General features: G+C 58.4%; 15 protein-coding genes and 3 pseudogenes. 11 read left to right on the forward strand and 7 right to left on the reverse strand.

Going from position 1 to position 21,071, the window contains the following annotated elements; genetic code table 11:
• Nucleotides 1–163 precede the first annotated feature (163 nt).
• Nucleotides 164–3,235 carry a cytochrome c peroxidase gene (locus tag C2U68_RS09865; RefSeq protein ID WP_140912319.1) on the reverse strand — a complete coding sequence of 1,024 codons (3,072 nt, stop codon included), beginning with the start codon at nt 3,233–3,235 and terminating at the stop codon, nt 164–166.
• A gap of 536 nt (nt 3,236–3,771) precedes the next feature.
• Between C2U68_RS09865 and mscL the strand changes: the two genes are divergently transcribed.
• Both mscL and C2U68_RS09875 read left to right on the forward strand, forming a co-directional pair.
• Complete coding sequence (mscL, locus tag C2U68_RS09870) at nt 3,772–4,227, forward strand: large conductance mechanosensitive channel protein MscL (protein WP_222101894.1); 456 nt, start codon at nt 3,772–3,774, stop codon at nt 4,225–4,227.
• A 283-nt stretch (nt 4,228–4,510) separates the two neighbouring features.
• Entirely contained in the window at nt 4,511–5,107 is a 597-nt protein-coding gene (locus C2U68_RS09875; protein ID WP_140912321.1) for a Uma2 family endonuclease, read from the forward strand.
• Nucleotides 5,108–5,127: 20 nt separating this feature from the next.
• Here the strand turns inward: C2U68_RS09875 and C2U68_RS09880 are convergent, their stop codons facing one another.
• From C2U68_RS09880 to C2U68_RS09890, 3 genes are all read right to left on the reverse strand, one after another.
• Entirely contained in the window at nt 5,128–5,850 is a 723-nt protein-coding gene (locus C2U68_RS09880) for a pseudouridine synthase (protein WP_140912322.1), read from the reverse strand.
• Between the two features lie 32 nt (nt 5,851–5,882).
• Nucleotides 5,883–7,430 carry an alpha-isopropylmalate synthase regulatory domain-containing protein gene (locus tag C2U68_RS09885; protein ID WP_140912323.1) on the reverse strand — a complete coding sequence of 516 codons (1,548 nt, stop codon included), beginning with the start codon at nt 7,428–7,430 and terminating at the stop codon, nt 5,883–5,885.
• 133 nt (nt 7,431–7,563) lie between these two features.
• Entirely contained in the window at nt 7,564–9,069 is a 1,506-nt protein-coding gene (locus C2U68_RS09890) for a phenylacetate--CoA ligase family protein (RefSeq protein WP_140912324.1), read from the reverse strand.
• Between the two features lie 105 nt (nt 9,070–9,174).
• On the opposite strand from C2U68_RS09890, the gene C2U68_RS09895 reads away from it, so the two are divergent.
• Nucleotides 9,175–10,134 carry an alcohol dehydrogenase catalytic domain-containing protein gene (locus C2U68_RS09895; protein ID WP_140912325.1) on the forward strand — a complete coding sequence of 320 codons (960 nt, stop codon included), beginning with the start codon at nt 9,175–9,177 and terminating at the stop codon, nt 10,132–10,134.
• Here the strand turns inward: C2U68_RS09895 and C2U68_RS09900 are convergent.
• Nucleotides 10,131–10,721 (reverse strand): YgjV family protein, encoded by a 591-nt coding sequence (locus C2U68_RS09900; protein WP_260839287.1) that lies wholly within the window; start codon nt 10,719–10,721, stop codon nt 10,131–10,133. The genes C2U68_RS09895 and C2U68_RS09900 overlap by 4 nt on opposite strands.
• A gap of 193 nt (nt 10,722–10,914) precedes the next feature.
• Between C2U68_RS09900 and C2U68_RS21790 the strand changes: the two are divergent.
• From C2U68_RS21790 to C2U68_RS09925, 6 genes and pseudogenes are all read left to right on the forward strand, one after another.
• Nucleotides 10,915–11,193 (forward strand): annotated as a pseudogene (locus C2U68_RS21790) (transposase); the annotation flags it as partial.
• Between the two features lie 59 nt (nt 11,194–11,252).
• A pseudogene (locus tag C2U68_RS21795) lies at nt 11,253–11,471 on the forward strand (IS3 family transposase); the annotation flags it as partial.
• A 104-nt stretch (nt 11,472–11,575) separates the two neighbouring features.
• Nucleotides 11,576–11,665, forward strand: a pseudogene (locus tag C2U68_RS21800) (hypothetical protein); the annotation flags it as partial.
• A gap of 38 nt (nt 11,666–11,703) precedes the next feature.
• Nucleotides 11,704–12,075, forward strand: coding sequence for an integrase core domain-containing protein (locus C2U68_RS21580; RefSeq protein ID WP_260839288.1), 372 nt, complete (start codon nt 11,704–11,706; stop codon nt 12,073–12,075).
• A gap of 518 nt (nt 12,076–12,593) precedes the next feature.
• Nucleotides 12,594–13,544, forward strand: coding sequence for a CFI-box-CTERM domain-containing protein (locus C2U68_RS09920; RefSeq protein ID WP_140912328.1), 951 nt, complete (start codon nt 12,594–12,596; stop codon nt 13,542–13,544).
• 17 nt (nt 13,545–13,561) lie between these two features.
• The gene (locus C2U68_RS09925) at nt 13,562–16,369 is read left to right on the forward strand and encodes a CHAT domain-containing protein (protein WP_186289568.1); all 2,808 of its coding nucleotides are present in this window, start codon (nt 13,562–13,564) and stop codon (nt 16,367–16,369) included.
• Between the two features lie 101 nt (nt 16,370–16,470).
• Here the strand turns inward: C2U68_RS09925 and C2U68_RS09930 are convergent, their stop codons facing one another.
• Nucleotides 16,471–16,938, reverse strand: coding sequence for a single-stranded DNA-binding protein (locus tag C2U68_RS09930; RefSeq protein WP_140912330.1), 468 nt, complete (start codon nt 16,936–16,938; stop codon nt 16,471–16,473).
• A 30-nt stretch (nt 16,939–16,968) separates the two neighbouring features.
• Nucleotides 16,969–18,354, reverse strand: a complete 1,386-nt coding sequence (locus C2U68_RS09935; protein WP_260839289.1) for an MFS transporter — start codon at nt 18,352–18,354, stop codon at nt 16,969–16,971.
• Between the two features lie 253 nt (nt 18,355–18,607).
• On the opposite strand from C2U68_RS09935, the gene C2U68_RS09940 reads away from it, so the two are divergent.
• The gene (locus C2U68_RS09940) at nt 18,608–19,048 is read left to right on the forward strand and encodes a putative lipoprotein (protein WP_140912331.1); all 441 of its coding nucleotides are present in this window, start codon (nt 18,608–18,610) and stop codon (nt 19,046–19,048) included.
• Nucleotides 19,049–19,060: 12 nt separating this feature from the next.
• Nucleotides 19,061–20,941: a hypothetical protein gene (locus C2U68_RS09945; protein WP_140912332.1), complete on the forward strand. Its 1,881-nt coding sequence runs from the start codon at nt 19,061–19,063 to the stop codon at nt 20,939–20,941.
• Nucleotides 20,942–21,071 lie beyond the last annotated feature (130 nt).

Here is a 21,071-nt window from a genome sequence, read left to right on the forward strand (position 1 = left end):
ACCAAACGAATTGCATCCTGTCCGAACGCGACAGGGTCAAAAGCGGCAGGCCTGACTAATGCCAATGTCTAGGCGATGAGGCGGAAATAAGCGTAGGTCAAATCAGCGAATGAAGCCTCTCCACCGCGCGGCGAATGCGGGTGGAGAGAGCCGATGTAGCGGTTTATTTCAAACCGTTTTCAAAGGTGGGCAGGGGCGTTGATTTGCCATTGCGGCCAACGGCCGGCAACTGGCGAATCTCATCCACACCCAAAGCAGGGTCGAGGGCATTACCATTGGTGACCACAAAAGCGTCGCCGGCATGGCCGTTGGGAACGGCGAGCGACGGATGGTCGAAAGGTGCTCTTTCGTAACTGACACGGGCGTCGGTGAAGGTCTTCATGAACGCCACCAAATCCGCTTGCTCTTGCGGCGTCAAGCCCAACGGCTTGATGTCGGGATGCAATTCCGGATTGGCAAAGTTGCCGCCCTGGTTATAAAAGCTGACCACTTGCTCGAGGGTCGATAAACTGCCGTTGTGCATGTAAGGCCCGGTAAACTCGACGTTACGCAAGGTGGGCACCTTGAAACTGCCGTCAACCAGAGCGATGTTTTGCGCCCGCCGTGCCGGCGAGTTGTCCAGGCACAAGCCGTTATCCTGCTCGAATTTGCAAGGTTCGACGCCGAATTCGTCGACAAACCGACTTTGCACAAACTGACGAGTCAGTGAGAGCGTGTTGCCGAACGGGTCGAGTCCGCCTCCACCAATGTCGTAACGGGTTGGTACTACACCGATGTTGTAGAAGCCGGTATCGTAGATGGCGATCTGATTATTTTGCATCAGCATGCCTTCGATAACATTGTTGCTGGTTTGCAATCGCGTGGCATTCGACATGGTGGGGCCTTTATGGCAGGCGTTGCATGCGCCCTTACCGTTGAATACGGCTTCGCCGTTGCGCTCGGCAGTGGTAGGCGCAATCAGGCCACGTTTCCAGCGGTCGAAACGGCTGTCGTCGGACACCAAAGTCTCTTGATACAGTTGTAAGGCAATCCCGAAGTACATCGAGAAATTGGCTTCCATCTGGTTGTAAGGGCCGCTAGGCGTGACGCCAGGGTTAGGCGTACCGCACTGGTTGCCGCAGTCGCCGTTCCAATAGGCCGGTGCAAAAGCCTTTTGGATCAGGGTGCTGTAAGTACCGTTGGTGCCAAGCAAGGTAGGCAACGCCGACAATACGCTGTCGTCAGCAGCCACGGCTTGGAACTGTAACGGTTTTCTGTTCAACAACTTGCGTCCTACATCGGCAAACTTTCTGGCGCGGCAGGCCATTTCAAAGTCGCTACCTACCGGGCCAACCGCTTGTGACGCCATTGAGGCGTTTGTCAGTTTCAGCGGTCTCTTGACCAATTTCGCTGGCGGTGTGTAAGTCACTACCAGTTTCGGCCTTTGTGTTGTGTTCGCCGCCTGAGCGCTGGCGATGGTCCAGTTGTCGGCGTCGGAAGCCCCGGTGACAATCACCCAGCCATAGTTCGGCGAGCCGTTCGACCACGCTTGCAACGAAGAGGTCAAATTATCGAAACTCTGTGTACCGGAACCGCCGGCGGATAGCCTGAATAACGACGTGCTGCTGGCCTCCACATTGTTGGTCGACACGCCACTTACCAGCGAATTCCAGGTCGAGTTGTCATTCCAGGGAACCAACATCTGGTTAATGCTTACGTAGTCGAGAGCGTCGGTTTGCGTCACAAAGACCTTGAGCGAAGCACTTTCGATTTTCGAACCAGGCGGTATTTGACCTTCGCCGTTGCCAAACAAATTGTCGAAACGAATCAAGATGTTTTTTTGGTTGGGCGAACCGTCGTCAACCTGCAGTGAGGTGGCCGCCGCGTAGGAGGTTGATCGACTGAAGGCGTTGAGATAGGTGTCTACGGTGCCGTTGAAATTATTTTGACCTTGTTGAAAATCAGCGTTGCGGCGTTGGTTGTCGTTGATATACACCCCGGCTGCAACATCCCGTGGACCGAATGGCGATACACCGTTGAATTGGTTGTTGGCTCGGCCGTCCCAAAAATTGCGGTAGTTATAGGCCGCATTGATGACGGTTGGCGAGTTTCGCGGCTCGACATTGCGGGTACCGACGCCATTGACATGAAAGATCGGCGACACATCGCGGTCGCAATCCTCGTTATTGCTGTCGGCAATTGGTGCTCGAAACTGGCCGGAGAAAGTGCCCGACGAAGTGACAGTGTCGTCATTAGCCGGATCGAACGGGAAATCGGCTTTGGTCAGGGTGTAGTTAGGCCCGCCCAGTGCGCCGGAACGGGTCGGTTCGAATGTCGTGCCGCTCGCCGCAGCATGGTTCAGGCCGGGCGAAAGTTGGTTTTTCACCCGGTTGTCGCCGCCGGCATGGAAATGGCAACTGGCGCAGGCCATTTGATCGCTGCCGATCCCCTGTTCCCAAAACAAGGCTTTGCCCAGGGCAATTGCCGCTTGTTTGTCGACTACGACTGGCGTAACGATATCGGTTCGGATGCTGTCGCTGCTTACCAAGCCCGGTATGGCTGGCGGCAAAATGCCAGTCAAGGCTTCAGGGGCATTAGGATCGCCGACTATTGTCGTCTCCAGCGAAACATCATCTAACAGCGTACCAATGGCATTCGAAACACCGGTAGCCTCGAAACTTAAGGTGACATCACCCGTGGGGCCGCTGTAATTGAACGGGAATTCCCATGCCGTCCAGTCCAAGGTGTCGCCCACCGAAAAATAACCGCTGGTGTAGTTCGTGGATGTAATCGAGGCCCTTAAACCGCCACCAAATTGAAAGAGGTTTCTGGCTCGCGTATGAAAACGCAGTTTGTAGTTCTGGCCGTTGACCAACTTAACCTTGGTCGACATACTGGAATTGGTCCAGGTATCCAGCTCGACGAAATGCTTGCCACTGCGCGCGCTTACGCCATCAAAACCATTGGTCAAGACTTCCAGCTTATTCTCACCCGCAGTCCAAACCCGAGTTTTAGCGAAATATTGATAGGCATTGTTGGGCATTTGGTCCTGAATCAGGCCGCTGGGTGCACCGGCGCTGGGCTCCAGCGTCGTCCGCTCGAAATCATCGGAAAAGAACACCACGGCATGCGCTGCAGACATGCAGATCGTGCTCAAAGCCAAGGCGAATAGCAGCGAGGGCGCGTCTAGGGTGGCAGTTGATTTTGCCGGCCGCGGCTTGTCGGGCGGCAACTGCTTTAACGGGTTTTTGATCATCTCGTTCTCAAGTCAATTTAAACAATACAAGATGAGCAGCTCGTCGATTGTCTGCTCGACGAAAGTATCAGCAATCTATATGCCGGCTATAGATATTCGGTTATCAGTTAAAGACTTGGCAAGCCATTGGTAGACTTTATTTTTTTAGGGTTGTAAACGAAACCGACATGTCCTGTCGGCAGGATAACTTTCTAAGAATTGCCTATGGAGCCAGTTAGCACTCAATGAATACCCTGCGCCGCTTTGGACGGTTTCCGGACGGGCAAACACCGCCAACCAGTCCAAGACGGTGAAGGTTATGAAATGGGCTTTGTCGGCTTAGCTGGTAAGGTAGCGGCTTCTTCCCATGATTTACTTGTTGCATTGAATAAAGCACGCCTAGTCATCAAACCAATTTATCTGGTATGGTTGTCGGCGAAAGCCTACAAGCGCCCCAGTCAAATCGGTTAGCCGCAGCGCTTTCACATAACCATAACGTGGCGGCGACCATTGCACGCCACGAATCCAGAATCATCCGTCAAAAACCGAGGCTTATCGTGAAAACATTAGAAGAATTCAAAAAATTTATCTTGAAAGGCAACGTGGTTGATTTATCGACCGGTGTGATTATCGGTGCCGCATTTACCGGCATCGTGACGGCGTTTACCAAAGGTATCGTCGAGCCTATCCTGGCATTGGCCGGCGGCGGCCCGCAACCGAAATTGACGATTCCGATTATGGAAAAAATGGTGGAAGTGACCGAAAAAAATGCCGCCGGAGAAAGTGTCACCCATATGGTCAACAAATTGATCGAGTTGGATCTGGGCGGGATTATCGGCGCTGTTGTCAGTTTCCTGATCACCGCGGCGGTGGTATTTTTCGTGATCGTTAAACCGATGAACAAATTGGTGGAAATGTCCAATCGCAACGCACCCGCAGAACCGACTCCGGAACCGGTCATTCCCGAAGACGTTAAATTGCTGACCGAAATCCGCGATTTGCTGAAAAAATAAACCCGGCCCTACGGAAGGGGTTAACCACGCAACCCCTTCCCCTCTAAACCTTGTAGGTCGGGTTAGCCTAGCGTAATCCGACGACTCTCCGCACCCAGTCTGGTCGCGCCCGCCGACCATCAACTCAAGGCATACGGTTGCCTCGCCCCTCTGAACCGTTTCCGGGTTCAAACCGATCTTACCGACGATTTAACCGAACGAACCTTGGCGGAAAAGGATTGCGCAGTTCACATCGCGGCCGGGAGGAGTAGAATTAGGCCGCCCAGGAACGGAGGATAGAACTATGGCACTTGCCGAAAAGTTAAAGTTGAGCTGCGCCGAGTATCTGCAAGGCGAAGAGGCCGCGGCGGTAAAACACGAATATTTGGATGGCGAGGTCTGGGCCATGGTCGGCGCCAGCGATGCGCATGTTTCCATTGCTATGAACCTGGCCTTCCTATTGAAACAAGCGCTGAAACAGTCGCCTTGCCGGACTTATATTTCCGACATGAAAGTCAACGTCGCCGCGGCCAACGCCTTCTTTTACCCGGACGTACTGGTGAGTTGCAATCCCAAAGACCGGGACAACCGTTTGTTCAAACAACACCCGGTATTCATCGCCGAGGTATTGTCGCCCTCCACCGAAGCTTTCGACCGCGGCGCCAAGTTTGCCGCTTACCGCCAACTCGACAGCCTGCAGAGCTATTGGTTGATCGACAGCCGGACTCAGGCCATCGATTGCTTCAGGCGCACCGCAGACAACGCCTGGCTGTTGCACAGCCATACCGGACCTGGCGATAAACTGGCAATTCCAGAGCTGAATTTGGAACTGGATTTTGCCGAAATATACGCCGACGTCGCGCTGGATTCCGAGCCGCCGCTGACGGCAACCCTCGGTTAAGCCGCTAAGCCAAGCCCGCCCTACCCCGCAAACACCGACAACACCTGCAAAAAACTGTCCTCCAATTCCGCCTGCAAATGCAATCTCTCGCCGGTCGCCGGATGCGTAAAAACCATCTCGGTCGCGGCCAGCATCAAACGGCCCTGGCCGAAACGTTCCGCAAAATAACGGTTATGGCGGCCGCGGCCGTGATTGGCGTCGCCGATGATGGGGTGGCTGATGTGCTTCATGTGCCGGCGCAATTGATGTTTGCGGCCGGTTTCCGGGTAGAGCTCGACCAGGCTATAGCGGCTGGTGGCGTGGCCTTCGATGGCGACCGGAATTTCCGTTGTCGCCAGCCGCCGGTAACGGGTGCGGGCCTCGCGTTCCGCTTGCGGCTCGCCTTTCAGCCGGCGGTCTTCCGGTTCGTCGCGTAACGGATGGTCGATCAGGCCTTGTTCCGGCGTCCAGCCGCGGACCATGGCTTGGTAGGTTTTGCACACGTCGCCGGCCATCAGCGCTTTGCCCAGGCTACTGGCGGTTTGCGGGTCGCGGGCGAACACCAGCAGACCGGAAGTGGGTCGGTCCAGCCGGTGCACCGGGTAGACGTGTTCGCCGCCGTTCAAGGCCCGGGCGTATTGCAGGGCAAATTCGGTTTCGTGCTTGTCGATCGGGCTGCGGTGCACCAGCAAGCCGGCCGGCTTGTGCACCGCCAGCAACCACGCGTCGCGGTAAATTTCGATGAGAGGATTGTTTAACCGCACGGAACGAGCCGGCCGGATACGCGAAGCGAAGCCTACGCCTTTGGGCTGGCAGCCATCTCGTGCAATTGAATGTTGATCAATTTGATCGTCGCCAAAATGCCGGCAAACACTTGGTTGACGTGGACGCCGCGGGTCTTGCGCAACTCGCTGCCGCAATCCCAGGTGATTACGCACTCGGTCAGCGCGCTGGTATGGCCGCCTTTCGGGATGCGGATTTCGTAATCGGCCAGTGTCGGCAGCCGGTAATCGTACTTTTCCAGCACTTTGCCGATGGCATCGATAAAGGCGTCGAAGCCGCCGCTACCGGCGCCGGTAGCCTGATGTTTTTCGCCTTTGACGTCCACCCGCAAGCTGACGGTAGACGGCAAGTCCAAGCCGCTATTGATCGCGCAAGCCAGTAATTTGATGTGTTGGTAACTCTTGCTTTCCAGCACGTCGGCGATGATGAACGGTAGATCGTCAGTGGTGATGGTCTGCTTGGAATCGCCGATGCTGACGATGCGCGCCAGCACTTTTTTCTGGTCTTCTTCGGATAAATCCAGTTCGAGCTGTTCCAGATTTTTCTTCAACGAAGCCTTGCCGCTCATCTTGCCCAGCGCGTAACTGCGGATGCGGGAAAAGCGTTCCGGACCGAGTTTGGTTTTGTACAAACCGCCCTTCTGGTCGCCGTCGGCGTGGATGCCGGCGGTCTGGGTAAAAACGTCGGCGCCGACGATGGGTGCGTTCGCCGCGACCCGCTTGCCGGAAAAGTTTTCCACCATGTCGCTGATCCGCACCAGATGGCTTTCGTCGATAGCCAACTCCAGTCCCATCTTGTCGCGCAACACCACGGCCACTTCCGCCAGCGAAGCGTTACCGGCCCGTTCTCCCAGACAATTGACAGTGCAGTGCACCGCGCTGATCCCGGCCCGAACCGCCGCCATCACGTTGGCGGTCGCCAAGCCGTAATCGTTGTGCGGATGGAAATCGAATTGCACTTCCGGATAACGTTGGCACATGTCGCTGAAGCTGGCGTACACCTCGTCCGGCGCCATCACGCCCAAGGTGTCCGGCAACATGAAATGGCTGACCGGGCTTTGCCGCAGCCGATCCATCAAACCGTAGACGTAATCCGGGCTGTTCTTGTAACCGTTGGACCAATCCTCCAGATAGACGTTGACCTTCAAACCTTGCTCATGGGCATAGCCGATGGTTTGCAACACATCGGCGCTGTGCTGGTCCAGAGTCTTGCCGAGCTGCTCGCGGCAATGTTTCTCGCTGCCCTTCGCCAATAGATTGATGACTTGGCCGCCGGTGGATTTGATCCAATCCACGCTGCGGGTATGGTCGACAAAACCCAGCACTTCGACGCGCTCGGCAAAACCTTCCTGCCGCGCCCATTGGTTGATCAGCGTCACCGCTTCCTTCTCGCCTTCCGACACTCTGGCCGACGCCACCTCGATCCGGTCGACGCGCAGGTTTTGCAACAAGGCTTTGGCAATGCTGACTTTCTCCATCGGCGTGAAGGCCACGCCCTGGGTTTGCTCGCCGTCGCGCAGCGTCGTATCCATCAATTGAATGTGTCTGGCCGATGTAGACATGGTTTTCGTCGGTGTTGGTCGAGGTATTGCGCCGGGCGGCGAAACGCAATTGCGCGCCTATCGCCGCCGGGCTTGACCGGTTATTGTCCCTCAACCGGCACCCGCTTTGCAATTTGCGGCCTGCACCCGGCCGTCAACGCCGGGTATAACGATGCTTGACGCCGACCGGAAAATACTCGGCATCGCCGAAGCCGTGCAGCGTGATCTGTGGCAACTGGCGCTCGGCCGGCGTGTAATGGGCGAACTCGCTGTTCAAGCGCAGCAATTGAGCTTTGACCGATTCGGCGATGGCCGGCACCATCTCCGCCGCCGGCTCGACGCCGGGCAACAGTTCCACCGCAATCTGCAGTTCCCTGTCGCCGTCGGCGGTTTCACGGGTCTGCAACACGAACTTGCCGCTGGCCCAGGCCGCGATCTGCGGTTGCTCCAAACCAACCGTCACGTTCTCCGGATAAATATTGGCGCCGTAATACGACACCGTGAAATCGGCCCGGCCGAACACGAACACGAACGGCAACTCCCGCGGCCGAAAGTCGACCGGTAAGCCCAGATCGATATGCGATGTTACGCCGTATCGGCTTAAAAAATCCCGCATCTCCGCAAACGCGACCAAACCGCCCTTGTCGGCGATGTGGTAGCGCAGCAGCGGTACGCTGGATGCGCCGGATACCACCAGGGTACCGTCGTGCAATTCGAAAAAGCGGCTGGCCGGATCGTATTGCACCAGGGTCGGTAGGCGCGACTCGCCGAACAAGGCCCGCGCCGCATCCGGCCGGTCGGCCAGCCAACGCCGGATCGCAATGCTGTAAGGGGTTTCGTTACCCAGCACGCCGCCGTCGGCGGTGCCGTACAACGACGCACTGTCGGAGCAAATATCTGCAGAGCTGGTGCGCCGGGCCAGCAAGCTGCGCCATTCCTCGCTGAACACTTCGCCGGCGAATACCAGCTTGGGCCGGTACTTTGCCCAATCCATGCCTTCGGCAAGGCCGGCGTCGATCACGTCCTTGACGAACGGCGGATAGCCCAGCAACACGGTTTGTTCGAAGTGCGGCGCCAATTCGCGCACCACCCGCAGAATCTCAGCCTTGTTGTTGCCTGGCGTCGCCACCATCAGCGGATAGCCCTTGCGCGCCAGCTGCCAGCAGCAGGAGGTGGTAAAGATGCCGCCGACCCAATTGCCCAAGGCAAAACACACCACCGCCAAAGTGCTACGCCGATCAGCTTGAAAGCTGTCGGCAAACACTTGCTCGAAACGCAGCGCTACCTCCAATTCGTCGGCGGCGGCGCGCGGCCAGAAGGTCGGCTTGCCGGTGGAACCGGACGACACCGCCACCCGGTCCGCGCCGCGCAAGCTGCCGCCGAAGCAGCGTTGCGGCAACGGATAGGCCTGCATGTAATCGGCCTTGCCCATCAACGGCAGATTGTTGAACGCCGCATAATCGTTGATCTGTGCCGGATCGACTTGGCGTGCGGCCAGAAAATCACGGTAGGCCGGCACCTCGGCGGCGCAGCGTTTGAACAGCTGTAAATATTTGTGCCGGGCATCCAGCGCGGCGTTCTCGGCCAGCAAACGATCGAGCGGCGTATTGACGAATCGATCGAACGCTTCGGCGGCCGGCGGCAACGGAAAATCGGACATGGCAATCCCCACGGAAAAAGTCGAAGCCAGATTGTAGCGCCATCGCGACTCTCCCCGACCGGCATTTGCGCGATAATCGGCTTTTCCCCGTCCGGCGTAGCGATCATGCAAGCACTGGTTTTATCCGACACCTTAGCCTACCGTACCGACTTTGCCGAGCCGGTGCCGGCAACGGACGCCGCCTTGATCGAACTGCGTCTGGCCGGCATCTGCGCCACCGATCTGGAATTGGCGCAAGGTTATGCCGACTTCCGCGGCATTCCCGGCCACGAATTCGTCGGCCGCGTGGTGGCAGTCGGCAACCCGCAACACGACGCTTGGCTGCAACAGCGGGTGGTCGGCAGCATCAACATCGGTTGCCAGACCTGCCCGGAATGCCTGCAACACGGCCCGGAACATTGCCCGAACCGGCGCGTGCTGGGCATCCGCGGTCAACATGGCGCCTTCGCCGATTATCTGACCCTACCGATTCGCAACCTGCAACGCATTCCCGACGCGGTGCCGGATCGGGCGGCGGTATTTGTCGAACCGCTGGCGGCGGCCTTGCGCGTAGCCGAGCAGCTGGCGCAGCGGCCGGCCGGCGTAATCGCCGTGGTCGGTCCGGGCCGGCTCGGCCTGTTGATCGGCAAAGTGCTGGCCCTGGCCGGCCACGACGTCGTGATGCTGGGGCGAACGTCGACATCGCTGGCGTTAGCGGCGGATTGGGGCTTGCAGACCGGTCTGGCCGCCGAGTGCCCGGACAACCGTTTCGATTGCGTGGTCGATACCAGCGGCAACGCCGCCGGCTTTACGGCAGCGCTGCGCCTGACCCGACCGCGCGGCGCGCTGGTATTGAAAAGCACCTTCGCTGCCGGCGCGGCGCTGGATTTAAGCAAAATCGTCGTCGCCGAAATTGCGCTACTCGGCTCGCGCTGCGGACCGTTCGCTGAGGCGGTGGAATTATTAGCGAAAGGCGCCGTGCCGGTGGAGACCATGATAGACGGCGAATACCCGTTGCGCGACGGCGTCGTCGCGTTCGCCCATGCCGCCCAGCCCGGAGTCCGCAAAATCCTGCTGCGGCGCTAAACCGAGTCTTGCCGATATAAACCGATGATGGTCCTGATATTGACCAGCATCGCCACGCTCTCGGCCAGCAAGGCCGGCCAAGCCTGCCAATACAGGTCGTTACCGATCCAGGCCAGGCTGCAGGCTAGCAAGGCGATGCGCATGCGCCGGTTGTCCAGGTAAAACAACGCGACGGTGGTATTGATGGTGGCAAAGCCCGGCGCCAGCGATATCGGCCCCTGCCAGGAGAATGCAGTGAACGCGGCGAAAGCCAAGGTAAATCCGGCCGCCGTCCAATGTTTGCCGGCCCCGTGGGTGACGTAAGCGGACAACAAGGTGCGCAACGCGGTGCCGGCCATGTTCAAGCCGGCAGTCCAGGCGTTCAATAAAAAATACTGACCGGCCCAAAACAAGGCCCCAGTCGCCGACCAACGCCGAAACGCCCGGCCGCCCGGCAACCAGTAGGCGCGCCACTCCAGCACGATGCCGATACTGCCCACCGCATAGGCCAGGCTGTGCAAATCCAGGGTGTCGATCAATGCGGCCAAAGGTGGCGGATTCCTAAGTTGTAGATTAAATGCGACCGCCAGCGTGTCAACGGCCGGCACGCCCGTTGTTCGGACGGGTCCGTTACTGTCATACACGGCTACAGTCCGACAGCGATGATATACGCTAATCCGGATCGGGCATACCGTCGGCCCATGAAATGGTCTAATAACCCCGGACACTTCTAAAGGCAGAATTTATACTGTTAGTAGAGGTGATCATGAGTAACGAAAAAAACATAATCGGCCAAAATATAGCCTGGAATTCAAACAAGATGCCGCCAGACTGGTTCTTGAAAAAGGCTACAGCCAGCAGCAAGCGGCCGATCATTTGGGTATATCGCAAAGCGCCCTGGGACGCTGGGTACGAGCGGAACGCAAGCCTTCGGCCAACGAATCTACGCTAAAAAAATCTTGCCTGAATCTGGGGGATCATGACGAATTGATCCGATTGCGCCAGGAAAACGAACAACTGCGGATGGAGCGCGAGATATTAAAAAAGGCCGCCGTCTTCTTTGCGAAAGAAGCCGAATAAAATACGGATTTATTCAGGCGCAACAGAAGACGTATCCAGTGACCGTGCTCTGTCGAGTCATGCAGGTGAGTACCAGTGCCTATTATGCATGGCTCAAGGCTCCGCAAGATAACGACAACCAGCGACAAGACCAGAAACTTGCCGAAAAAGTGCGGCAGCTTTTTATCGACAACAAGCAGAGTTTTGGTTCGCGTCGTTTAGCGGATCGATTGCAGAAACAAGGTTTCGCCGTCGGCCGCTTCAAAACGCGGCGGATCATGCGAGATTTAAAATTGACGGTGCGTTACCCAAACGCTTTAAAGTCACCACGGACAGCAACCACAGCGAGGCCATATCCCCCAATCGACTGGATCGCCAATTCAAGGTCGCTCAGCCAAATCAAGTGTGGACCACAGATATTACCTATGTCTGGACGTTGCAGGGCTGGATGTATGTCGCGGTGGTGATCGATCTGTTCTCCCGCCAAGTGGTGGGATGGGCCATTGATGACCATATACCCACAGGGCACAAGTGCGGACCTCGCTCTGTGTCAACGCATTACAAATGGCCTTCTGGCGCCGCAAACCGCCGCCGGGTCTGCTGCATCATTCGGATCGTGGCAGCCAGTATGCCAGTCGGGAATATCGCCAGCATTTAGCAGTGATGAAGATGGAACAGAGCATGAGCCGAAAAGGCAATTGCTGGGATAATTCGCCGACAGAACGCTTTTTCCGTAGCTTGAAACATGAACAGCTAAACTACGAAAAATTCAAAACCCAGGAAGCGGCGAAACTGAGCGTGATCGACTATTTGGCTTTTTACAACGGTCGTCGATCGCACTCAACATTGGGCTATCAATCCCCGATCGAATTCGAGCGGGACTTTTCGAAAAACGCTGCCTAAGCAGGTGTCCGGTTTTTGTTGACCATTACACAGATTAGCCGATAGAGCCGATCCGGCTACGGCGCGGGAAGCGACCGTCTCTACCAAGTCGGTGCCGGCGAGCCAGGCGGCGGTCGGCGGTTGCTTATCCTTGCTGATGGCCTTATCAGACAAGCTCGGCTGGACCCGCGGGACGCCGATTTGATCCTGGCAAAGCGTTTACCGCTCCCCAAACAACTCTCGACGCCGAACGGTTTTAAACCCGCTGTTACCGAAAATCCCGGCTGCATTTGCAATGACGAGCAAAGCCAAATAAGCTGCAGTCGGACGAAGCCGAAACCCGCTTGGCACCGGCGTGCGGGCTCGTCACGATTCGGCCAGTTTAGCGGGCTCCGGCGATAACGCCGCAGAAAGCCCCGGTCGCACCTTTGTCGTGGCAGACCACGGCGAAGGTTTCGTAACGTTTTTCGCCCTAACCTTAACGAAAGCAGGCTACGGCATTGCGGTTTGGGTTTAACGGCATAGTGCAGGGGGTAGGTATGAACGGTCACCAACACGATCGGCGCGGGCCGATATTCTCGCTGCGGTTTAACGCAGTCATTTTTTTCCTGGTGGCTTGGCTTGGCTCGGGCTGGGCGGCGGCGGACGAGCCGACCCTGAGGCAACGGGCCTTAACCTACCCGGTATTGATTCCGCGGGTACAGCCCGCATCAAGCGAGGCTGAACAACCGGCCAGCACCCAGCCGGCCCAGCGGGTTGACGACAAGGTGACCGCGCCCGCGATTCAGCGCTTGCCGGACCGAATGACGGTCAAACCGCCACTGCTGTCGCAAGATCAGATCCGGCTAAAAAAAGAACTGCACGCGCTAAACCGGCAGAAAAAACAGTTGGAACAAGAGGCGGCGAATGCCAGGATTCAGCTGGATCAGAAACAGGCGCAGTTGAATCAAACCAGCCAACCCGTGTTAAAACAAAGACTGCAGTTGGAGATCAATCAGATCAACTCGCAACTGGGTAGTCTGCAACAGAGCCTGCAAAACGTAGACCAACAGCGGCAAACCTTGATGATGCACATCACCGATAGCAGCGATTATCAAGACGATACCGAGGAGTTGACGCCTGCCGGCCAGACCGGTTCCGAAGGCCCCGGCCGCTGGAACCCCGATGGCCGTCAGAATTATTGTTTTATCGCCACGGCTGCTTACGGCAGTCCGCTGGCGCAGGAAGTGGTGGCATTGAAACGCTTCAGGGACCGGCATTTGCTGCCATACTCGCTGGGCCGCGCCTTCGTCGATGTTTACTACCGATATTCGCCGCCGGTCGCCGACTATGTCGCCCGGCACCAAACTGCCCGGATTGCGACGCGGATGCTGCTCTGGCCGGTGGTGGCTGCACTGAAACACCCTGCCCTGTTTTGGTTAAGCCTGTTGTTCGGGCTGGGTATAGCCGTTAAGCGCCAGCGTAAACCGGTTACCGGCGTCAAATTGTAAAGGCCGAGATGGCGGCCATGAGCGGATTGCCCCCTTTGCGCCACGCCCTGTTGGCCGGCGTGCTGAGCTGGGTCGCTGCCGGCTGTAATTTGCTGCACAGCTCGGAGAATTTGGATTTTCCGGACGATGCCGAGTCTGGCGCCATCATGACCGGTAACTGGCCCAGCCAAGCGCAGCGCTTGCGGGAACTGGGTTTGAGCGAGTTTAAACAACAACGCTACGATCTGGCCTTAAGCCATTATCGGCAAGCCCTGGCATTGGCGCACAACACCGAGCCGCCTGAATTCCGCGGCGATTTATTTTACAAAATCGGCCGCAGCCATCTAAAACTCCAGCAATACGCACAGGCCACGACCGCCTTTGAAAACGGCCTGCAGCAATTCGACGCCGAGCACGAGAATGAGCTGGCGATATTGCACAACATGTTGGGCACCACCTATCGAAAATTGGGCGCGATCGACAAAGCCGGAGCGCATTTGGAGCAGGCTCTAAACTTGCGGCGTAAACTGGCCGACGGCTTGGGCGAAGCGAGGACGCTGGGCAATCTGGGATTGACTTATCTGGCGCAGGGCCGCTACGCCAAAGCGCTGGAGATCTACCATCAAGCCCAACAACGGTTCTCCGCATTGCCGGAGGCGTCAGTTCACGACAAAGGCACCATCCTCAGCAATATCAGCGCGGTTTATGCCGAAATGGGCCGATACGACACGGCCCTGGCCCAGCAACGCCAGGCGTTGGCCATTTTCGAGGCTGCCGAGGATATCGACGTCCAGGCCGATATCGCTTCGGCTTACCACAATCTCGGTTATATCTACGCCGAACAAAAAGATCACCAGGCCGCAACCAAAGCCTTCGAGCACGCCATTGCGATTCGCGAGCAGCTCAACGACCGGTTCGGCGTCGCGGAAACCCAAAATAATCTCGGGCTGACGCTAAGCGAGCAACAGCAGCACACGCCAGCGCTGGCCGTGTTATCGAGCGCACTCGACGTATTGCAACAGCTCGGCACCCGTAAGCCGACCGCGGCCACTTACGACAGCATCGGCAGCGTTTACGCCCGCCTCGGCCAACTCGAACCGGCATTTAGCGCCTATTTGCAAGCGTTGGCGATCTGGCGCGACATTGGAGACCGCGACAATGCCCGAATCACCCTGGGGAACATCGGCGCCCTGTTCGAGCGGCAAGGTCAACAGACCTTGGCTATCGCCTTCTACAAGCAGTCCGTCAACCTCAGCGAACGGATACGCAAGGACTTGAAATCCCTGCCGGAACAGGATCAAAAAGCCTATCTGGCCAGAGTGCAGGGTTTTTACCGTAGTCTTGCCGATCTATTGCTGCGCCAGGACCGGGTGATCGAGGCCCAACAAGTGCTGGATCTGTTAAAAGTGCAGGAAGCCGCCGACTTCCTCGGCCCGGTGCGCGGCAACGAAACGACCGGCCAGGGTGTCGCCGAATTGCCGGCGGAGCAAGACATCTTAAAAAACTACGCCGCTTTGGAGCGACAAGCCATCAGCACCGGCCAGGCACTGGCGGCCTTGGACAAACTGGACCGCTCCCAGCGGAGCCCGGAGCAGCAAAAACAGTGGCAGGAATTGGACCGGCAGCAACGCAGCCTGCAACGAGCCTTCGCAACCTTCATCGAAAGCCGCGAGATTCAGGCTCTGATCGGCAATCTGAGCCGGGAAGCCCGAACCGCATTGCCGGCCCTGGAACAACTGCGCTCGCTCAAGGACAATCTGGCGCGCTTGGGGACACAGACGGTGTTGCTCTATCCGTTGGTGTTGTACGACCGCTTGGAGATCGTCCTGGTCGGGACGCTGAGTCCGCCATTACATATTCCGGTGCCGGTGGACCGCGCAACATTGAATCAGGCGATTGTGGAACTGAGAACCGCCCTGACCCGGCGGCACAACGACGTCGAACAAAGGGCGCAGACACTTTACCGCTGGCTGGTACAACCGATAGAACCCCATCTACACCAGCTCGGCGCCAAAACCATTCTCTACGCCCCCGACGGCGTCCTGCGCTACATTCCGCTGGCAGCCTTGCACGACGGCCGGCAATGGCTGGCGCAACGCTTTAACACCGTCAACATAACCGCTCTATCTCTGACCGAACTCGAGACCCGGCCGCTGCGCGAGCCTAAATTGCTGGCGGCGGCCTTCGCCAGCGGCGATTACGATTTCACCCTGGGCGACCGGCATTTCGACTTCAAAGGACTGCCGTTTGCCGGCCTGGAAGTGAATGATCTGGCCGCTTTGTATCCGGGGGCGCTAAAGCTGGTCGACCGCAACTTCACTCCCGCTGCGGTGCTTCCGGAACTGAACCGGTTCAATATCATTCACTTCGCCACCCATGCGGCGCTGGTGTCCGGCAAGCCGGACGAATCGTTCATCCTGTTCGGCAACGGCGAACGGGTTACGGTCGATCAGGTCAAGTACGAGTGGTCACTGGAAAACGTCGACTTGATTGCGCTCAGCGCCTGCGAAACCGCTTTGGGGGCGTCGCTGGGCAAGGGTGAGGAGATTTTGGGGCTAGGCTTTCTGATGGAAAACGCGGGGGCCCGCGCTACGCTGGCATCGCTATGGTCGGTGGACGACGGCGGCACCCAGGCCTTGATGAACGCTTTTTATCGCGCCCTGCAACAATCCGGCACCACCAAGGGAGATGCCCTCCGCCAAGCCCAGCTATCCATGATAACCGGCGCTTCCGGCCCCGGTTCCGACGACGGCCGCGGCGTGCAGACCAGCGACGGCGACGGCGGCGTTTCTTTTAGCCACCCCTACTACTGGGCTCCCTTCATATTGATCGGTAACGGCCTTTGAGCCAATCGGCGGCGGCTATACCAGGCCCTGCGCTTTAACCGACGGGGACACCAAAAAAGCCCCTGAGCAGGGGCTTTTTATAGATACGATCGCGGCGTACTTTAGAACGGAATGTCGTCGTCGAAATCGTCATACGCGGCCGGGCCGGCAGGCGCCGGGCTGCCGCCAGCGCCTGCCGGGCGGTTGTCGTAGGCACTCGGCGGCGGCGTATTGCTGTCGGCGTAGCTGGTAGTGCCGCCGCTACGGCTGTCGAGCATGTTCATGTTTTCGGCGACGATTTCAGTGGTGTAGCGGTCCTGGCCGTCCTGGCCCTGCCATTTCTGGGTACGGATACGGCCATCGACGTAGACCTGGCTGCCCTTTTTTAAGTACTCGCCGGCGATTTTGGCCAAGCCGCTGAAAAACACCACCCGGTGCCACTCGGTTTCTTCCTTGCGCTCGTTGGTATTGCGGTCGCGCCAACGGCGGGTAGTCGCCAGCCGGATCGTGGTGATGGCGTCGCCGCTCGGCATGTAACGTACTTCCGGATCGGCGCCGAGGCGGCCGATCAGCATGACTTTGTTCAGCATGGTTGTCTCCGTGTGTTGTTCAGCAGCAGCCTAACGCCATTGCTGTAAAAATTGGTTGAGTTGGTCTTTGTCCAGGCGCTGGCTGTCGACCTTCAGATAAGCGGCGCGTTCTTCGAAATGCAGCCGGACTTCCTCGACGCCGGCAATCGCCAGCAATTGTTTGGAAAAGTCGCTACCCCGTTCGGCGGCAACGCCTTGTAACGGCAGCAGCAGATTGGCCCAATAGCGCGGCGGCGACATGAACAGCGCGATCAGCACCCAACTGGCGGCCACCCCGGCCGAGAACAGGAACACGGCAACGGCGCCGAATTCGCCGTACAGCCAACCGCCGGCCGCCCCGCCCAGAAACGCGCCGAGGAACTGGCCGCTGGAGTAAATCCCCATCGCAGTGCCTTTTAAATCGCCCGGCGCGGTCTTCGAGATCAACGACGGCAAAGTCGCTTCCAACAAATTAAAACCGCAGAAGAAAATCCACAGACAGGCGATCAGGCCGATCAGCTGGCCGTGCAACACCACGAAGCCGAGATTGGCGACGACCAGGGTCGCGATTGCGCCAAGAAACACCGGCTTCATCTTGCGTTTCTTCTCGGCAATGATGACGAACGGAATGATGCCGGCCATCGAGGTCACCAACACCGGCAAGTACACCATCCAGTGGCTACCGCCATCCAGGCCGGCATCGCGCATCAGCAAGGGCACCACGACGAAGCTGGCCATCAGGATCAAATGCAAGGCAAAAATGCCGTAATTCAGGCGCAGCAGGTCGGGGTTGGTAATGACGCTGCTCAATTCCGACGGAATATATTCGGCGTCGCGGTGAGTGCTGATTTTTTCCGGATTGGGTACGACGAACAGAATCACCAGTATCGCCAGCGCGGCCAGTAACGCGATCATCCAGAAAATACCGGCAATGCCGAACTGGTGGGCGATGATCGGCCCCAGCGTGATGGCAACGCCGAACGAAACGCCGATGCTGGCGCCTATCGTCGCCATGGCTTTGGTGCGGTGTACTTCCTGGGTCAAATCGGCCAGCAGCGCCATCACCGCCGCCGAAATCGCCCCGCAACCCTGCAAGGCCCGGCCGATCAGGACGCCGTAAATATCGGTAGCCAATGCCGCCCAAATGCTGCCGGCCACGAACAAGACCAAGCCGATCACGATCACAGTCTTGCGGCTGAAGCGGTCGGACAGCAGGCCAAACGGAATTTGCAAAATGGCTTGGGTCAAGCCGTAAATGCCCATGGTCAAACCGACCAGTTTCGGCGTGGAACCCGGCATTTGCTCGGTAAACAGCGACAACACCGGCAGCAGCATGAACAAACCCAGCATTCTGAGCGCATAGATACTGGCCAGCGACACGGTCGCCCGCTTCTCCATGGCCGTCATCGGACTGGTAATATCCTGAACCTGTGTCAAACCTGTAACTCCTCTTTGCCTCGGTACGATTTAAGCCGCTTATAGTACCAGTTTCTCGCCGGCTTCCTCCAGCGCGAACCGGCGAAATCGGCCGGGCGCCGGGCGCGGATTGCCGGCCTGCGCCGGTTGCGCGCCCACCCCAAGCCACGGCCCGCTTACCGACGATGCAGGCTCGCGATATACTCTGACTTTGCTTCGGACCCGGTCGGGTCCGTTAACCCCGAATTTCAAACTCGCCTCCCGGAGGGACGCCATGAACCGTTTCACCCTGCTGCATTTGACCGCCTTGCTACTCGGCGGCAGCCTGCTCGGCGCCTGCTCGTTTTCCACCAGTTCGGAAAGCGCGTTCGACAGCTCGAAAGCCTTGTTCAACAGTGCCTCCAGCCCGTTCAAGTCCAGTTCCGATTCCTCGGGCGACGCCAAGGAAAAATACGAGACAGACGTCGCCGATTACACGGCCGATTTCGTGGTCAGCTCCAGCGGCACGCTGGACAGCTTTCGCACCCGCTTGAGCGAACTCGCGGAAAACCACGGCATCACCGATTGGGAGAACGACCGCTACACCTACCTCGGCATCGGCCGCGGCCTGCGCAAAGCCAAGCTCGGCAAGCCGCAAATCTCGGCGTTCACGGAAAGCCTGAGCCGTAACGATCCGATGAAAAAACAAGCCATCGAAGACGGCCTGAAAAAATAACCGGACCCGGCCATGCGGCAGCGTGCTCGCTTGGTTTTCGGCTGCTGGCTGGTTAGCGCGCTACTGGCGGTCGCGGCCGGATCGGTCGCCGCCGCCAGTTTCGACTTTTTGTACATCGAAGCCAACGAGGGCAACGCCAGCGGCGGCCACGCCGCACTCCGCTTCGGCAACCGGGTCTACCATTTCCAGCACGTCGAGCCGGGCTTGCTACGGCTGTACCGCGACGACTTCGCCGCGTTCCGCTTCGCTTATGCCGACCAGCAGAACCGCACCCTGCACGGTCACCGCATCGAAGTCGCCGACGCCTACTACCAAGCCTTGCAAGAGACTTTCGATAGCCGGCTGGCGCAACAAAATCGCGAACTCAGCCTGTTGCGCGCGTTACAGGAAGACGCCGATCTGAGCCGCGATCTGCAGGATTCGGAGCAGGTTCCGCAACTGCGTCTGCGGGCGCTAGGCTATTTTCTGGAAGAGTATCTGGCCGCACCGATTCCGGCTGCGGCCGCAGGCGGCGACAGTCCGGAACTGGCGGCATTGCGCTCGATGGCGCTGCAAAGCTACGGCCCGGATTTTCTGACGCAAAAACGCCGGGACCTATGGCAGGAGTTGTCGACGCTGGCGCCCGACGATTCGGCGCAAGCAAGCGCTTCGGTCCCGCCGGCCGATCGTTTGACTTTCGCCCAGCATTACAAAAACCGCTTGCTGAACCTGGCCGCGCTCGACCTGCTGCTGGCCGGCAAATCGCCGCGGGCCGATGCGTTATTGACCCTGAGCGGCGCGCATTACCGGCTGAGCGAAGCGCAGCAAAACGCGCTCCGCCGATACCGGGACCAAACCCGCGCCGATCTGCTCCGGCTGCTGAACAGCGAGCGGCCGGATTGGGGTTATCCGCTGTTGGTGGGCATGGCCCGGCTGCACGCCCTGCATCAATCCTTGGCCGGCGGCTATCTGACGGTACTGGATCGGCGCGCTGCCGACGCCGACCCGTATGCGCCGGCCGTGGACCTGCCGGCCGCGCTGAAGTATTCCCGGCAATTATTGGGCGCCGCCAACGCCCCATTGGCTGCGGCGCAAGCGCTCGACGAACGTAGCTATGCCACGATCGAACACGGCGCGAATGCGGTATTCGCGTTGGAACGCGCCCTATCGGAACAACCAGCCGCCGCCCTACCCCGCTTCAGCAATACGCCGGACAAATCCGCGTCGGCGGACTGGCCCCGCCCACCGCTGCCGGCGGCGACAGCCGAGGCTTACCGCGCCGGTGCTGCCGCCCGCTTGGCCGATTACCGGCAGCAATTGTTTGAGCGTTACGCTTATCATCTAGTACAGCGCAATTGCGTGACCGAAGTCTTTCAATTGCTGAATGCGACCGCCGCCGCGCAAGCGTCGGCCACAGTCGATGCATCCGACCTGGCGACGCTATCCGAGCAGGCGCTGGGCGCTTATCTGGACGGCCATTTTCCGAATCCGATTCCGTTCGTCGCCTTCGACCGGGTCGGCGAACGCTACCGCACCGTTGCCAGTTACCAACTGCCGGCCTACCGTGACCGGCAAATTCAAGAGCGTTATCGGACCGCGCCGGATTGGTGGGTGGATCTACAGGAATCGAACAGCTTGACCTCGTCCTTATACCGCTGGCAAGGCAGCGACGCCGCCTTCGTGTTTTTCACCCAGGACGCGGCCTGGCCGCGGCCGCTGCAAGGCGGCGTCAATCTGGCCGCAGCGGCGCTGGAAACCGGATTCGGCCTACTGAGCTGGCCGTGGGACGCAGGCCAACACCTGGCAAAAGGCATGAAAGGCTGGGCGGTGAGTCTGCCGGAGTTGGTGTTTTTTAACATCCGCAAGGGCTCGTTTCCGCATTTGTTGCCGGACGTAACCGCACCCAACAACTGAATCGGTATCTGCTGGTTAAAACGGTACTTGTCTCATCATCGACACCCGGTTCCGGTTCGCCTTTGGGGTGACGAAAATCTTTGCCTCGTCATCAATCCCCCTTTGCCCAAGCCCCGGCATTCCCCGTATA

It is taken from the genome of Methylomonas koyamae (assembly GCF_006483455.1).
GTDB classification, from domain to species: domain Bacteria; phylum Pseudomonadota; class Gammaproteobacteria; order Methylococcales; family Methylomonadaceae; genus Methylomonas; species Methylomonas koyamae_B.

Bases quoted from the DNA above. Each gene is read 5' to 3' on its own strand.
- C2U68_RS09885 (WP_140912323.1), bottom strand. From the start codon at position 7,430: ATGTCTACATCGGCCAGACACATTCAATTGATGGATACGACGCTGCGC.
- C2U68_RS09930 (WP_140912330.1), bottom strand. From the start codon at position 16,938: ATGCTGAACAAAGTCATGCTGATCGGCCGCCTCGGCGCCGATCCGGAA.
- C2U68_RS09945 (WP_140912332.1), top strand. From the start codon at position 19,061: ATGCGGCAGCGTGCTCGCTTGGTTTTCGGCTGCTGGCTGGTTAGCGCG.
- C2U68_RS09875 (WP_140912321.1), top strand. From the start codon at position 4,511: ATGGCACTTGCCGAAAAGTTAAAGTTGAGCTGCGCCGAGTATCTGCAA.
- C2U68_RS09925 (WP_186289568.1), top strand. From the start codon at position 13,562: ATGAGCGGATTGCCCCCTTTGCGCCACGCCCTGTTGGCCGGCGTGCTG.
- C2U68_RS09895 (WP_140912325.1), top strand. From the start codon at position 9,175: ATGCAAGCACTGGTTTTATCCGACACCTTAGCCTACCGTACCGACTTT.
- C2U68_RS09890 (WP_140912324.1), bottom strand. From the start codon at position 9,069: ATGTCCGATTTTCCGTTGCCGCCGGCCGCCGAAGCGTTCGATCGATTC.
- C2U68_RS09865 (WP_140912319.1), bottom strand. From the start codon at position 3,235: ATGATCAAAAACCCGTTAAAGCAGTTGCCGCCCGACAAGCCGCGGCCG.
- C2U68_RS09940 (WP_140912331.1), top strand. From the start codon at position 18,608: ATGAACCGTTTCACCCTGCTGCATTTGACCGCCTTGCTACTCGGCGGC.
- C2U68_RS09920 (WP_140912328.1), top strand. From the start codon at position 12,594: ATGAACGGTCACCAACACGATCGGCGCGGGCCGATATTCTCGCTGCGG.